This window comes from Castellaniella sp. S9 (assembly GCF_027257175.1).
Taxonomy (GTDB): domain Bacteria; phylum Pseudomonadota; class Gammaproteobacteria; order Burkholderiales; family Burkholderiaceae_B; genus Castellaniella.
In genome coordinates this window covers 17,025-31,772 of the sequence record NZ_JAPFGD010000006.1, presented here as the reverse complement: position 1 = coordinate 31,772, position 14,748 = coordinate 17,025, and the positions used below count along the sequence as shown (strand labels likewise).

Genomic DNA, 14,748 nt, shown 5'->3' with positions numbered 1-14,748 from the left:
CACGCAATGCCGCGGCCCCGGGCGCACGGGCTCACGCCCCGATGACGCCACCGCCCAGGCACACCTCGCCGTCATAGAGTACGGCCGACTGGCCCGGCGTGACGGCCCACTGGGGTTCGTCGAACGCCAGGCTGAAGCCGCCGTCCTCGAGCCTCAGCACGCACAGCGCATCGGCCTGCCGATAGCGCGTCTTGGCACCGTAGCGCCCCGGGGGCGGCGCCTCGCCGGCAATCCAGCTCACGTCCTGCGCCTGCAGGCTGCGGGCCAGCAAGCAGGGATGCTCGTGGCCCTGGACGACGTACAGCACATTGTCCTTCAGGTCCTTGCGCGCGACGTACCAGGCGTCGGCCGTGCCGTCCTCGCGCTGCCGGCCGCGCACGCCACCGATCCCCAGGCCCTTGCGCTGGCCCAGGGTATAGAACGCCAGTCCCTGGTGCCGGCCGACCACCTTGCCATCGACCGACAGTATCGGTCCGGGCCGGGTGGGCAGGTAGCGATTCAGGAATTCGCGGAAAGGGCGTTCGCCAATGAAGCAGATCCCGGTGGAGTCTTTCTTTGCCGCATTGGGCAGGCCGAGTTCACCGGCGATGCGGCGCACCTCGGTCTTGTGGAGCTCGCCCAGGGGAAACAGCGTGCGTGCCAGCTGGCCCTGATTGAGGCGATGCAGAAAATAGCTCTGGTCCTTGCCGGCGTCCACCGCCTTGAGCAATTGGCTGTGCACGCCCGTGGGCGACTCGACGCGGCGCACCCGGGCGTAATGGCCGGTGGCGATGTAGTCGGCGCCCAGGGTCATGGCGTGGTCGAGGAAGGCCTTGAACTTGATCTCGGCGTTGCACAGCACGTCCGGATTGGGCGTGCGGCCCGCGGAATATTCGCGCAGAAACTCGGCGAACACCCGGTCCTTGTACTCGGCCGCGAAATTCACCGCCTCGATGTCGACGCCGACGACGTCGGCCACGCTGGCCGCGTCCAGCCAGTCCTGGCGTGCGGAGCAATACTCGGTATCGTCGTCGTCCTCCCAGTTCTTCATGAACAGGCCGACCACCTCGAATCCCTGCTGCTTCAACAACCAGGCCGAGACCGACGAATCCACGCCGCCCGACATGCCGACGACGACCCGCGCCCCCGCCGCGATGCGGTCACCCATGGGCCATGGCCTCGTCGACGACCTCGATCCAGTGGCGCACCGGGGCCTGCGTGCCGCTTTGCAGGTGTGTGATGCAGCCGATATTGGCCGAGACGATGCGCTCGGGCAGGGTCTGGGCGATCGCCTCCAGTTTGCGATCACGCAGGGCCTTGGACAGTTGCGGCTGGGTGATCGAATACGTGCCCGCCGAACCGCAGCACAGATGGGAATCGGCGAACAGCTGCAGGTCGAAACCCAGGTCCGCCAGCAGGCGCTCGGTCACCGGGCGCAGGCCCTGCCAATGCTGCAGGGTGCAAGGCGGATGAAACGCGGTGCGCCCCGGTGCGGTGCGCATGCGGGCCCGCACATCGGCGGCCATGGGGGCGAGGAATTCCGCCACGTCCTTGACGTGCTCGTCCACGCGGGCGGCCTTGTCCGCATACGCGGGATCGTGGCGCAGGTGATGGGCGTACTCGCGGACCATGCCGCCGCAGCCCGAGGCGTTGATGACCACGGCCTCGACCTCGCCGGACTCGATCAGCGGCAGCCACGCGTCGATATTGCGGCGCATCTGGTCGCGCGCGGCCTCCTGGGCATCCAGGTGAAAATTGATCGCACCGCAACACCCGGAGCCGGCCGCGAACCGGGCGCCCACGCCGACCGCATCCAGGACCCGCATGGTGGCGGCATCGATGGACGGCATCATGGCCGGCTGCACGCAATTGGACAGCATCAGGACCTGGCGCGCATGGCGGCGCGGATCGGCGGGCAAGGCGCCCGCGGGCCGCGCCTCGGGCATCTTGGCGCGCAGCACGGGCGGCAAGGCGGGCCGCACCAGGCGGCCGAGCCGATACAGGGGTGTGAACCAGGACGAGCCCAGCAGCCGGCGCAGGGTTTCGCGCAGCAGCCGCTGGCCCAGGGGCCGGCGCACGCGCTCGCTGACGATCTGGCGGCCGATGTCGACGAGCTCGCCGTACTTGACGCCGGACGGACAGGTCGTTTCACAATTGCGGCAGGTCAGGCAGCGGTCCAGGTGCTGCTGGGTCACCATGGACGGCTCGGCCCCTTCGAGGACCTCCTTCATCTGGTAGATCCGGCCGCGCGGGCTGTCGAGTTCGTCGCCCAGGATCTGGTAGGTCGGACAGGTCGCCAGGCAAAAGCCGCAATGCACACAACGGCGCAGGATCTCATCGGCCTCGCGGCCGAAATCGGTATCACGTGCCCAATCCGCGAGATTGGTTTGCATAGTCTGGCCTCAGAATTCCGGGTATAAGCGATGGGGGTTGAACAGGCCCGAAGGATCGAATTCGTGTTTCAGGCGGCGATGGATCTGCAGCACGCCGGCCTCCAGGGGATGGAAGACCGGCTGGCCGCCGGTCTCGCCGTCGTGCCGATACAGGCAGGCCGAACCGCCGGCCGATTGCACGCGCGCGCGCAATGGCGACCCTGCCTCCAGGGGCGCCGCGACCCAGCGCAGGCCGCCCTGCCATTCGACCAGCGTAGGCCCCAGGCCCAGCGGCGGCGTTGGCGGCGGCACCGCCACGCGCCAGAGGGGGCGCTGCCCGAAGAACGGATGCGTCTGGTCACGCAGCGCGCGCCAGAATTCGGCATCGGCCGGGGCATCCAGGGCGTCCCCGCCGATCGCGGCGCCCGCCTGCGCGACGGCCGATTCGTTGCCCGAGAGACGCACGTACAGCCGCCCGCCCGCCCCGCCGGCATCGGCGACCCAGGCGGTGGCGGACACCGGCAGGGGTTGTGCGCGCCACCGCACGCACAGGGCCAGCGCCTGTGCCTCGTCGGCCTGCAGCACACGGGTGGTCTCGCGACGCGGGCGAGGCACGACCTTGAGGGACACCTCGATGATCGCCCCCAGCACCCCCAGCGACCCGGCCAGCAGGCGCGACACATCGTATCCCGCGACGTTCTTCATCACCTCGCCGCCAAAGCGCAGCACATTGCCGTTGGCATCCAGCAGGCGCGTGCCCAGGACGAAATCGGACAGCGGGCCGGCCGCCATCCGCCGCGGCCCCGACAACCCTGAGGCCACGCAGCCGCCCAGCGTACCCTCGGGTCCGAAACGCGGTGGCTCGAAGGCCAGCATCTGGCCGCGCTCGGCCAGCGTCTGCTCGATATCGGCCAGCCGCGTCCCGGCGCGCGCGGTGATCACCAGTTCGGACGGCTCGTAGCCGATGATGCCGTGATAGCCGGAGACGTCCAGACAGACACGCTCGGGCCCCTCGGGCACCGCGGGTTCGCCGTAGAACATCCGGGTCCCGCCGCCACGGATATGCACCGGCCGCTGGGCGGCGCGCGCGGTGGCGACCCGGTCGCAAAATTCAGAAAGCACGAAATCCATGATCAAGCCGTGGCGCAATACTGGAACTAGAAACGGGGAATGTCCGCAAAGCGCAGCTCGCCGTTGTGGACATGCATCTTGCCGTACTCGGCACAGCGCACCAGCGTGGGGATGAGCTTGCTCGGGTTGAGCAGGCCGTAGGGATCGAAGGCGCGCTTCAGGGCCGAGAACGCATCGAGCTCCTCGCGCGAGAACTGGCTGCACATCTGGTTGATCTTTTCCAGCCCCACGCCGTGCTCGCCGGTGATGGTGCCGCCGACCTCGACGCACAGCTCGAGGATGGCGGCGCCGAAGGCCTCTGCGCGCTCGACCTCGTCGGGCTGGTTGGCGTCGAACAGGATCAAGGGATGCAGGTTGCCGTCGCCCGCGTGAAAGACGTTCGCACAGCGCAGGCCGAACTGGTCCTCCATGGCCTCGATCGCCGACAGGACCCGGCCGAGGTGGCGGCGCGGAATCGTGCCGTCCATGCAATAGTAGTCGGGCGAAATGCGGCCGGCGGCCGGAAAGGCGTTCTTGCGTCCCGCCCAGAAGCGCAGGCGTTCGTCCTCGGACGCCGAGACCTGGATCCGCGTGGACCCCGCCGCGAGGAACAGTGCCTCGACGCGGGCGATCTCGTCGGCGACTTCCTCGGGCGTGCCGTCGGATTCGCACAGGAGGATGGCTTCGGCCTCGAGGTCATAGCCCGCGTTCACGAAGGGCTCGACCATGTGGACCGAGCGCTTGTCCATGAGTTCCAGGCCGGCCGGGATGACACCGTCGGCGATCACGCGCGTGACCGCATCGCCGGCGGCCTCGACGCTGGGAAAACTGGCCATGACGACCTGCGCGCGCTGCGGCTTGGGGACCAGCTTGACCGTGACCTCGGTGACCAGTCCCAGCATGCCCTCGGAGCCGATGAAGGCCGAGAGCAGGTTCAGGCCCGGCGCATCCGGCGCCTCGCCGCCGAGCTCGAGGACCTCGCCATCGATGGTCACGACCCTCACGCGCAGGACATTGTGCACGGTCAGGCCGTACTTCAGACAGTGCACGCCGCCGGAGTTCTCGGCGACGTTGCCGCCGATCGAACAGGCGATCTGGCTGGACGGATCAGGCGCATAATACAGGCCGTGCGCCGCGGCGGCCTCGGAGATCGCCAGGTTGCGCACCCCCGGCCCCACCACTGCGACACAGGCCTGGGGATCGACGCGGTGGATGCGGTTGAGCTTGGCCAGGCCGAGCAGCACGCCCTGGGGATGCGGGGTGGCGCCGCCCGACAGGCCGGTGCCGGCGCCGCGCGGCACCAGCGGCACGTTGAACGCCCGGCAGGCCTTCAACACCGCGATCACCTGCTGCTCGGTCTCGGGCAGGATCACCACGGGCGGGCGCTCGCGGTACAGCGCCAGGCCATCGCATTCGTAAGCCGTCGTCTGGTCGACCCGGGTCAGGACGCAGTGCGCCGGAACGTCGCCCGCAATGCTCGCCAGCAGCCCCGGGAAGTCAGGCGCGGCATCCGGCACCTGTCCCCGACTGGAAGTATCCATGCTCATCGTTACCCATTCATGGGGCCGGCGGCCGCGGCAACACCTTCCCCGGATTGAGAATGTCGTGCGGGTCGAGGGCGGCCTTGAGGGCCGCCATGACATCCAATGCATCCTGGCCGTGCTCGGTGCGCATGAACGCCTGCTTGTGCAGGCCCACGCCATGCTCGCCCGTGCAGGTTCCCTGCATGGCGATGGCGCACTCGACGAGCCGGTGGTTCAGTGCCTCGGATTCCGCCCATTCGGCCGGACTGTCCGGGTCCAGAAGCATCAGGACGTGAAAATTCCCGTCCCCGACGTGTCCCACGATTGTATAGGGAAAACTCGCCTGATCCAGTTCGGCGGCCGTCTGGCCGACACATTCGGCCAGGCGCGAAATCGGCACGCAGACGTCGGTGGTGCTGGCGCGGCAGCCGGGACGCAGCTGCAGGCCGGCGAAATAGGCGTTATGGCGGGCGGTCCACAGGCGATTGCGGTCCTCGGGCTGCTCGGCCCATTCGAAGTCCATGCCGCCATTGCCGTGCGTGACCTCCTGCACCAGGGTCGCCTGCTCGCGCACCGAGGCGGGGCTGCCGTGGAATTCGAACAGCAGCAGCGGCGTCTCGCGCAGGCTCAGGTGGCTGTATTGATTGGTCGCGCGCACGGCCGCCGCGTCCATGAACTCGACGCGCGCCACCGGCACACCGAGCTGGATCACCTCGATGACGCTGCGCACCGCCGAGTCCAGGTCGGGAAAGTTGCAGATCGCCGCCGAGACCGCCTCGGGCTGGGGGTACAGGCGCACCGTGACCTCGACGATGATGCCCAGCGTCCCCTCGCTGCCGACGAAGAGGCGCGTCAGATCGTAGCCCGCGGAGGACTTTCGCGCCCGGTTCGCGGTCTCGATGATCCGGCCGTCGGCCGTCACCACCTTCAGCGACATGACGTTCTCGCGCATGGTGCCGTAGCGCACCGCATTGGTACCGGACGCCCGCGTGGCCGACATGCCGCCCAGGCTCGCATCCGCCCCCGGATCGATCGGAAAAAACAGGCCGGTGTCGCGCAAGGCCTCGTTGAGCTGCTTGCGGGTGACCCCCGCCTGGACCGTCGCCGTGAAATCCTCGGCATGAACGTCGAGTATCTGGTCCATGCCGGACAGGTCGAGGCTGATGCCACCCTGCACCGCCAACAGATGCCCCTCGAGCGAGGAGCCGGCGCCATAGGGGATCAGGGGCACGCGATGGTCATGGCAATACCGGGCCACCCAGGCCACGTCCTCGATCGTCCGGGCGAACACCACCGCCTCGGGCGGCATCGGCGGATACGGCGACTCGTCGCGTCCGTGATGCTCGCGCACCGACTGCGCCAGCGAACAGCGCTCGCCGAACTGCGCTTGCAGGGCCGCCAGGAACCCGTCCGGCAGGGGCCGGGGCCGTTGTACGAAGGTCGGAGTATCCATGTGCATGTCCTAAGGGCCGGGGCCCGGGTATCGGAAGTTCAGGCGGCGTCGCCCACCGTCGCGGCGGCGGTCCCGGCGGCGGCGCGGCGGCCCACCACCGCGGCGGCCAGCCGCTCGAGCACGGTCACCGAGGTGTCCCAGTCGATGCAGCCGTCGGTGATGCTCTGCCCGTAGACCAGCGGCCGGCCGGGCACCAGGTCCTGCCGGCCGGCGACCAGGTGGCTCTCGACCATGACGCCGAAGATCCGCGTGTCGCCCGCCTCGACCTGGCGGGCGATGTCATCGATCACCTGCGGCTGGCGCGAGTAATCCTTGTTGCTGTTGGCGTGGCTCGCGTCGATCATCAGGCGCGGCCGTATGCCCGCCTTCTCCATGGCCTGCGCGGCCGCCTCGACGCTTTGCGCATCGTAGTTGGGGTTCTTGCCGCCGCGCAGGATCACGTGGCAGTCCTCATTGCCGACGGTGGATACGATGGCGGAATGCCCGCCCTTGGTCACCGACAGGAAGTAGTGCGGCTGCGAGGCCGCTTTGATGGCATCCAGGGCGATGCGGGTATTGCCGTCCGTGCCGTTCTTGAAACCCACCGGGCAGGACAGGCCCGAGGCGAGTTCGCGGTGGACCTGGCTCTCGGTCGTGCGCGCGCCGATCGCCCCCCAGGACACGAGGTCCGCGATGTACTGGGGCGTGATCATGTCCAGGAATTCGCTGCCGGCCGGCAGGCCCAGGCTGTTGATGTCGAGCAGCAGCTCGCGCGCCGTGCGCAAGCCCTGGTTGATGTTGAAGCTGCCGTCCAGGCCCGGATCGTTGATCAGCCCCTTCCATCCTACGGTAGTGCGCGGCTTCTCGAAATAGACGCGCATGATGATTTCCAGCTCGCCCTTGAAGCGCTCGCGCTGCTCGGCCAGGCGGCGCGCATATTCCAGCGCGCCGGCGGTGTTGTGGATGGAACACGGCCCGATCACCACCACCAGCCGGTCGCCCCTGCCCTGCAGGATCTCGTGCACGGCCCGGCGCGCCTCGTAGACGCCCTTGGAGACGGCCGGCGTGCAGGGAAATTCACGCATGATGTGGGCGGGAGGGGCGAGCTCTTTGATCTCGCGGATACGTAAATCATCGGTATTGTGTGACACGGTCAGGCTCCATCGGATGCCGGGTTCCGGGGGCGGCGACAAAAAAAAGCCGCCTGGCTGCGCCGGCGGCTTTTTCGGGAATTTTGTTCGACTACTTTTTTGTACAGCGATCCCCTTCCTCCACCAGCGGCGTTGGAAACGTAAAAAAATAAAAAAAATAGGGGGCGGCGTACATGGGCGAAATCCTAGCATATCCGGCCTCGAATGCCAAACGGTAAATCGGGCGGCGGCGCCTCCGATAAAGGCGTCCGTCATCATTCCCAAGCAAATGATTCCACCAAAATTGATTCGTATCGAAACCATTCTATAATTGATCATTCGACAGTACATCATTTGACGTGAATACAGGAGACCCGCATGATCAATAAACGCAAACAATTCGTCCTGGGCCTGGCCGGGGCCTGCGTCATGGGCCTGGCCGGCGCGCCGGCCGTCTCGGCCGACCTGGCGGAGATCCAGAAAAACGGCGTGCTGCGCGTCGCGGTCGCCAATGAAATTCCCTACGGATACATGGACGTGAACGGCGAGGCCAAAGGCGTCGGCCCGGATGTCGCCAAGCACATCGCCGAGGCCCTGGGCATCAAGAAGATCGAATGGACGACCACCAATTTCGGCTCGCTGATCCCCGGGCTGAAGGCCAACCGCTACGACATGGTGGCCGCCGAGATGGCCATCCTGCCGCAGCGCTGCGAACAAGTGCTGTTCTCGGAGCCCAATAGCTCGTACGGCGAGGGCCTGCTGGTCGCCAAGGGCAATCCCAAGGATATCCACGACTATGAAAGCTTCGCCCAGTCGGACCACAAGATCGCCATCATGGCCGGCGCCGACCAGCTCGAAATGCTGCAGGCGCTGAAGGTGCCCGAATCCCGGATCGTCACGATATCCAACAACGCCGACGCCATCTCCACGGTGTCCACCGGACGGGCCGACGGCTATGCCGCCACCAGCCTGACCGTGGGCGAGCTGGCCTCCAAGAGCGACAAGGTCGAGGCGGCCCAGAACTTCAAGGATCCCGTGGTCAACGGCACGCCCGTGCGCAGCTGGGGCGGCTTTACGTTCGACAAGGATTCGACGGCGCTGCGCGACGCGGTGAACACCGAGCTGGCGAAATTCAAGAAGACCCCGGCTTGGGAAAAAATCCTGACCGGCTACGGCTTCTCGGCCGAGGACGCCAAGGGCTCCTTCACCAAGACCACCGCCGAGCTCTGCGCCAAGTAAGCGGCCCAACCGCATGGACTGGCTGGATTACGCCCGCCCGCTGCTGCTGGGCGCACGGGTCACGATCGAACTGACGCTGTATTCCACCGTGCTGGGCGGGGTGTTCTCCTTTGCCTTCGGCATCGGGCGGCTGTCAGGGAATCGCCTGCTGCGCTGGTTCTCGATCGCGCTGATCGAGGTCTTCCGCGGCACGTCCCTGCTGGTGCAGCTGTTCTGGCTGTTCTTTGCGTTGCCGGTGGCCGGCGAACTGCTGGGGGTGGACCTGCGCCTGTCCCCGGTCGTCGCCGGCACCCTGGCGCTGTCGCTGAACATCGGCGCCTACGGGGCCGAGGTGGTGCGCGGCGCCATCCAGGCCGTGCCGGTCACGCAGTACGAGGCCGCCAAGGCCCTGGACTTCACCCCGCGCCAGATCCTCTGGCGCATCGCCGTGCCGCAGGCGGTGCCGGAAATGATGCCGAGCTTCGGCAATCTCGCGATCCAGAACCTGAAGGACACGGCGCTGGTCTCGCTGATCGGGCTGGGCGACCTGGCATTCCAGGCGGAGCGCATCCGCAATTTCACCCAGGACAGCGTCTCGGTCTACACCGTGCTGCTGCTGATGTATTTCGGCATGGCACTGGTCCTGGCCGCCATCATGCGCATGCTCGAGCGCCGCGCCGGGCGCTGGCGCGCCAAGGGGACCTGAGCCATGCTGTTCGGAATCGAATGGAATACCGCCGACAACTGGACCTTTGCCTGGTCCATCCTGCCGATCCTGCTGCGCGGAATGGTGGTGACCATCCAGGCGACGCTGCTCGGCTTTGTCGTGGCGGCCATCCTGGGGCTGATCCTGGCGGGCCTGAAGAGCGCCCGCGCGCGCTGGATTTCCTGGCCGGCGCGGGTGTTCACCGAATTCTTGCGCGACACGCCGCTGCTGGTGCAGCTTTTCTTCCTCTATTACGTGCTGCCGGAATACGGCCTGGTGCTGCCCGCCTTCATGACGGGCGCCCTGGCCCTCGGCATGCAATACAGCGCATACACCTCCGAGGTCTACCGGGCCGGCCTGGAGTCCATCACCCATGGGCAGACCGAGGCCGCCCGGGCCCTGGACATCTCGCCGATGCGCACCTTCGGCGTCATCATCCTGCCCCAGGCCGTGCCGCGCATCATCCCGGCGCTGGGCAACTACCTGGTGTCGATCATGAAGGACGTGCCGGTGCTGTCGGTGGTGTCCATCCTGGAAATGCTCAACGTCGCCCGCATCATCGGGGATCGCAGCTTCAACTACATGGTGCCGCTGACCATGGTCGGCGGGCTCTACCTGATCCTGACGCTGGTCGCCTCGGCCGGCGTGCGCATCCTCGACGAACGCCTGCCCAAACAAGGAATCCCCCTGCGATGAACGAAGCCATCATCACCATGGAACAAGTCGTCAAGCGCTTCGGCGAGGCCGTCGTGCTGGACCATCTGGATTTCGAGGTCCGCAAGGGCGAGAAAGTCACCATCATCGGCCCCTCCGGGTCGGGCAAATCCACCGTGCTGCGCATCCTGATGACGCTCGAGACCATCGACGAGGGCATGATCCACGTCGCCGGCAAGCCGCTGTGGCATGAATACCAAGGCGATCGGCTGGTGCCCGCCGGCGAAGCCCACCTGCGCGCCATGCGCAAGGAAATGGGCATGGTCTTCCAGCAGTTCAATCTGTTCCCCCATATGACGGTGCTGCGCAACATCACCGAGTCCCCCATCCACGTCCTGGGCCTGGACAAGGCCGAGGCCCGCGCGCGCGCCGAGGAGTACCTCGAACTGGTGGGCCTGTCGGAGCATGCGGAAAAATTCCCCAGCCAGCTCTCGGGCGGACAGCAGCAACGCGTGGCGATCGCCCGCGCGCTGGCCATGCGACCCAACATCATGCTGTTCGACGAACCGACCTCGGCCCTGGATCCCGAACTGGTGGGGGAAGTGCTGACGGTCATCCAGCGCCTGTCCGAGGAGCACGACCTGACCATGCTGCTGGTCACCCATGAAATGGGTTTCGCGCGCCAGATCTCGGATCGGGTCTGTTTTTTCGACAAGGGCACGATCGTCGAACAAGCACCGCCCGAGGAGATCTTCACCGCGCCGCGCGAAGCGCGCACGCGCGAGTTCCTCAAGGGCTTCATGGAAGAGCGCCAGCCCGCCGGCTGAGGCGAACAGGCGGACGGACGCCCCGAAAGGCGCCCTGCGCTTACCTCAAGCCGCGGCCGTAGCGCGGCTTTCTCCGACCTTCAGCGGCGCGGGGGTCAGCACCTCGGGCTCGCCCCGCGCGGCGATGTGCGACGGACGGGGCTTCATCCCGTGAAACGGATCGACCAGGGTGTTGTGCACGCTGTTGTAGACCATGAACGCATTGTTGCGCGGCCACGGCGAAAGATTCCCCACGGATCCGTGCAAGACGTTGCAGTCGAAGAACACCACGGAACCCGCCGGCGCCACCACCGCGTGGATACCGCCGCCGTCGGCCAGCAGGCGCAGGCTGACCGGATCGGGAACGCCGATGTCCTGGCGGCGCAGTGAACTGCGATAGTTGTCCTCGGGCGTCTCGCCCACGCAGGACACGAACTGCCGGTGCGATCCCGGGATCAGCATCAGGGGTCCGTTGCTGGCCTCGTTGTCGGTCAGCAGGACCGAGCAGCTGAGCGCGCGCATCGACGGCATGCCGTCCTCCACGTGCCAGGTTTCGAAGTCCGAGTGCCAATAGAACTCCCGACCCTCGAAACCCGGTTTCATGTTGGCGCGCGACTGGTGGATATAGACCTCGGAACCCAGGATCTGGCGCGCCACGTCCAGCAGGCGCGGATCGCGCGGCAAGTCGGCCAGCAGGCGGCCGATCTCGTGGATCCTGAAGATCGAGCGCAAGGCGTCGCCGCCCGGCTCGCGGATGACCTCCTCGCTGGCCTGGACCGACGGATCCCGGCAAAGCGCATCGACCTCGTCGCGCAAGGCCTGGACTTCGTCGGTCCCGAACACCTCGGGCAACACGATGAAACCATCGCGCTCGTAGGCCTGCAGCTGGGCGGGGTCCAGCGCCTGGACGTAGGTCCCGCCTTCATACACCACGGGCTCGCGCCGCGCCAGCAGGCCGGCGCTGCGCCCGCGGCGGGATTCGTAGAAATCCTTCATGTTCGACTCCTCATGCTTCTTGCTCCGTCGCGGCCGGCAGGGGATAGACGCCTTGCGCGTCATGGACCTCGCGGCCGGTCAGCGGAGGATTGAAGACGCAAATCACCCGCAGGGGCTCGCGCCCCCCTCTGAGCCAATGCTCGTCATTCTGGTCCAGCGCATAGACCACGCCGGGGCCCAGGGCGTATTTGCGGCCGTCGGCGACGGTCTCGACCTCGCCGTCGCCCTCGACGCACCAGACCGCCTCCAGGTGATTGCAATAATGAATATGGGTTTCGGTCCCCGGGAAAATCACCGTCTCGTGGAACGAGAATCCCATGCCGTCACGTGCGAGCAGCACGCGGCGGCTGGTCCAGTTGTCGGTGATGATCTCGTTTTCCGTACCCACCACCTCGTTGACGTTTCTGACGATCATTACACGCCTCCCGCCACTTTCAGCGTGCGGGGCCGACGCCCCGCCCCAGCCAGGACCTCCGTCGTGGCGCGCTCGATGATCTCCAGCCCGTGTTCGAGCTGCTCGCCGGGGATGGTCAGCGCCGGCAGCACCTTGAGGACCTCATCGTGGGCGCCCGAGGTTTCGATCACCACGCCCAGCTCGAAGGCCCGGTGGGCGATGCGATTCGCCAGGCCCTCGCCCGGCGGGGTCACCAGCCCCTGGATCAAGCCGCGGCCGCGCACGCTCAGGCCCGCATCGCGGTAGCTGTGGGCGAGGTTCTCGAGCCAATCGCGCACGATCGCCTCCTTGGCATGGACGCCTTGCTGGAAAGCATCGTCGCTCCAGTAGGTCTCGAGGGCCTGGGCCGCTGTCACGAAGGCCAGGTTGTTGCCGCGGAAGGTGCCGCTGTGCGCCCCGGGCTCCCAGACATCCAGCTCGGGCTTGAACAGCACCAGCGACATGGGCAGGCCGAAGCCCGACAGCGATTTGGACAGGGTCACGATGTCGGGCGAAATGCCCGCCGACTCGAAGCTGAAGAAGCCGCCGGTGCGCCCGCAGCCCACCTGGATATCGTCGACGATCAACAGCATGTCGTGCTGGCGGCAGAGGCGTTCGAGCTCGCGCAGCCAGCGCTGGGACGCCACGTTGACGCCGCCCTCGCCCTGCACGGTCTCGACGATCACCGCGGCCGGCAGGTCCAGGCCGCTGCTGGGATCGGACAGCATGCGCTCGAGGTAGACGATCGTATTGACGTCGGGGCCGAAATAGCCGTCAAAGGGCATGAAGCTGGTATTGCCCAGCGCCATGCCGGCGGCCTTGCGGAACTTGCTGTTGGCGGTCGCCGCCAGCGAGCCGCCGGACACGCCGTGAAAACCATGCGTGAACGAAATCACGTTGTGCCGGCCCTTGACCTGGCGCGCCAGCTTGAGCGCCGCCTCGACCGCGTTGGTGCCCGTCGGGCCGGTGAACTGCAGCGTATAGCGCAGGTCCCGCGGCTTGAGGATCAGCCGCTCGATCGTCTGGAGAAAATATTTTTTCGCGCTGGTGGCCATGTCCAGGCCATGCACCACGCCGTCGGCATTCAGGTACTCGATCATGCGGTCCTTCAGGACGGCATTGTTGTGGCCATAATTGAGCGTGCCGGCGCCACTGAAGAAATCGATATAGCGCCTGCCGGATTCGTCAAACAGCTCCGATCCGCTGGCCTTGCTGAAAATCACCGGGAAAGACCGGACGTAGCCTCTCACCTCGGACTCCATCCGGTCAAAGATTTTCAAGTCCATATGTACCTCCTTTTGTCTAGCAAATAGCGCCCGCCGTAACGGCGGACGTCTCGAATGGGCCGATACGCAACAGCGGTTCTGCTTCGTGGTCGCCGGCCCCGAACAAGGCGGCATCAAAGAATGCCGCCTCGACGATCGACGCGCGCAGGCTGTGCGCAAGCCCGGCGAATAGTCGCCGGGAAGCCGCATTGCCCGGGCCGACCGTGGTTTCGATATAGTGGATTTCCGCCAATTCCGGGCGCTCGATCAGCGCGTGCAGCATGCGGCGCCCCAGCCCCAGGCCGCGGGCGCGGCCCGCCACCGCGACCTGCCAGACAAACAGCGTGTCGGGCCGGTTGGGCGGCAGATATCCGGTCACCAGACCCGACAGGCCCTCGTCGTCCTCGGCGAGGATGCAGGTATCGGGAAAATGTTCGGCCAAAAGTAGGTAGGCGTAGGCCGAATTGGCATCGAGAGGCGGGCAGGCGCGGACCAGCCCGCACATCGACGCACCATCGGAACGATGGGGTTTGCGCAGCCTCAAACCACCAATCCCGATTCAGGCGCAACACCGCCGACCGGGACTTCGAGCATGGGGGATTGCGGGTCGGCGGGCTGCTGTATGCCGGCACCGGACTCCATCAGGGCCACGACACGCTCCAGCGACAGCGTGATCGTGGCCTGCTCGAGTTCGGGCAGCGCCTTGAGCGATTCGGAGAGCTTTTGCTGCAGGGGGGACGGCGTGTCGCGGGCGAGCTCGCGGCCGGCCTCGGTCGCGGTAATGAATACGATCCGTCGATCCTCGCGGCCGCGTTCCCGTACGATCAGGCCCTTGTCCTCGAGGCGGTCCAGGATGCCGACCACCGTGCTGGCGCTGACGTGAACCTCGCGGCTGATCGCCGTGGCGGTCATGGGGCCATGCTGGATCACGGTGCGCAGGCAGACGAGCTGGGGTCCGGTGATGTGGCTGCACGCCGCGAGCTGGCGCGAATGCAGGGCCACCGAGCGCGTAATGCGGCGCAATGCGCGCAGAATGCGCAAATCGTAATCCTGCTGCTGCGTATCGACCATTTTGCTCATAGCCTGCTCACAAGTGTCCCTCGATCGCTCATCGATCAAAAATG

At 66.7% G+C, this 14,748-nt stretch carries 15 protein-coding genes; 4 read left to right on the top strand and 11 right to left on the bottom strand.

The window, feature by feature from the left end:
* Nucleotides 1-31: 31 nt before the first annotated feature.
* Genes mnmA through aroG form a run of 6 tightly spaced genes read right to left on the bottom strand, consistent with a single transcriptional unit; the run spans nt 32 to nt 7,567 of the window.
* Nucleotides 32-1,147 carry a tRNA 2-thiouridine(34) synthase MnmA gene (gene mnmA / locus OOZ48_RS11035; RefSeq protein ID WP_269498265.1) on the bottom strand — a complete coding sequence of 372 codons (1,116 nt, stop codon included), beginning with the start codon at nt 1,145-1,147 and terminating at the stop codon, nt 32-34.
* Entirely contained in the window at nt 1,140-2,372 is a 1,233-nt protein-coding gene (gene glcF, locus OOZ48_RS11030; RefSeq protein WP_269498263.1) for a glycolate oxidase subunit GlcF, read from the bottom strand. The genes mnmA and glcF overlap by 8 nt, the downstream gene beginning before the upstream one ends.
* Nucleotides 2,373-2,381: 9 nt before the next feature.
* Nucleotides 2,382-3,482 (bottom strand): glycolate oxidase subunit GlcE, encoded by a 1,101-nt coding sequence (gene glcE, locus OOZ48_RS11025; RefSeq protein ID WP_269498262.1) that lies wholly within the window; start codon nt 3,480-3,482, stop codon nt 2,382-2,384.
* A 26-nt stretch (nt 3,483-3,508) separates the two neighbouring features.
* Nucleotides 3,509-5,008, bottom strand: a complete 1,500-nt coding sequence (locus OOZ48_RS11020; RefSeq protein WP_442867575.1) for an FAD-linked oxidase C-terminal domain-containing protein — start codon at nt 5,006-5,008, stop codon at nt 3,509-3,511.
* Between the two features lie 10 nt (nt 5,009-5,018).
* On the bottom strand, nt 5,019-6,437 hold the full coding sequence (locus OOZ48_RS11015; protein WP_269498258.1) for an FAD-binding oxidoreductase: 1,419 nt from the start codon (nt 6,435-6,437) through the stop codon (nt 5,019-5,021).
* Between the two features lie 38 nt (nt 6,438-6,475).
* A complete protein-coding gene (gene aroG, locus OOZ48_RS11010; protein WP_269498256.1) occupies nt 6,476-7,567 on the bottom strand; it encodes a 3-deoxy-7-phosphoheptulonate synthase AroG in 1,092 nt (363 codons plus the stop codon).
* Nucleotides 7,568-7,924: 357 nt separating this feature from the next.
* Between aroG and ehuB the strand changes: the two genes are divergently transcribed.
* The 4 genes from ehuB to ehuA are packed head-to-tail and all read left to right on the top strand — an operon-like array spanning nt 7,925 to nt 10,951.
* The gene (ehuB, locus tag OOZ48_RS11005; RefSeq protein WP_269498254.1) at nt 7,925-8,785 is read left to right on the top strand and encodes an ectoine/hydroxyectoine ABC transporter substrate-binding protein EhuB; all 861 of its coding nucleotides are present in this window, start codon (nt 7,925-7,927) and stop codon (nt 8,783-8,785) included.
* 13 nt (nt 8,786-8,798) lie between these two features.
* The gene (gene ehuC / locus OOZ48_RS11000; RefSeq protein ID WP_269498252.1) at nt 8,799-9,470 is read left to right on the top strand and encodes an ectoine/hydroxyectoine ABC transporter permease subunit EhuC; all 672 of its coding nucleotides are present in this window, start codon (nt 8,799-8,801) and stop codon (nt 9,468-9,470) included.
* A 3-nt stretch (nt 9,471-9,473) separates the two neighbouring features.
* A complete protein-coding gene (ehuD, locus tag OOZ48_RS10995; RefSeq protein WP_269498250.1) occupies nt 9,474-10,166 on the top strand; it encodes an ectoine/hydroxyectoine ABC transporter permease subunit EhuD in 693 nt (230 codons plus the stop codon).
* On the top strand, nt 10,163-10,951 hold the full coding sequence (ehuA, locus tag OOZ48_RS10990) for an ectoine/hydroxyectoine ABC transporter ATP-binding protein EhuA (protein ID WP_269498249.1): 789 nt from the start codon (nt 10,163-10,165) through the stop codon (nt 10,949-10,951). Before ehuD ends, ehuA begins: the two co-directional genes overlap by 4 nt.
* Before the next feature lie 45 nt (nt 10,952-10,996).
* Here the strand turns inward: ehuA and thpD are convergent, their stop codons facing one another.
* From thpD to OOZ48_RS10965, 5 genes are read right to left on the bottom strand one after another with little or no spacing between them, the layout of a single operon-like run.
* Complete coding sequence (gene thpD / locus OOZ48_RS10985; protein ID WP_269498247.1) at nt 10,997-11,926, bottom strand: ectoine hydroxylase; 930 nt, start codon at nt 11,924-11,926, stop codon at nt 10,997-10,999.
* A 10-nt stretch (nt 11,927-11,936) separates the two neighbouring features.
* Nucleotides 11,937-12,341: an ectoine synthase gene (locus OOZ48_RS10980; RefSeq protein WP_269498245.1), complete on the bottom strand. Its 405-nt coding sequence runs from the start codon at nt 12,339-12,341 to the stop codon at nt 11,937-11,939.
* Entirely contained in the window at nt 12,341-13,645 is a 1,305-nt protein-coding gene (gene ectB / locus OOZ48_RS10975) for a diaminobutyrate--2-oxoglutarate transaminase (protein WP_269498242.1), read from the bottom strand. The genes OOZ48_RS10980 and ectB overlap by 1 nt, the downstream gene beginning before the upstream one ends.
* A gap of 16 nt (nt 13,646-13,661) precedes the next feature.
* The gene (gene ectA, locus OOZ48_RS10970) at nt 13,662-14,168 is read right to left on the bottom strand and encodes a diaminobutyrate acetyltransferase (RefSeq protein WP_269498239.1); all 507 of its coding nucleotides are present in this window, start codon (nt 14,166-14,168) and stop codon (nt 13,662-13,664) included.
* Entirely contained in the window at nt 14,165-14,704 is a 540-nt protein-coding gene (locus OOZ48_RS10965; protein WP_269498236.1) for a MarR family winged helix-turn-helix transcriptional regulator, read from the bottom strand. The genes ectA and OOZ48_RS10965 overlap by 4 nt, the downstream gene beginning before the upstream one ends.
* Nucleotides 14,705-14,748 lie beyond the last annotated feature (44 nt).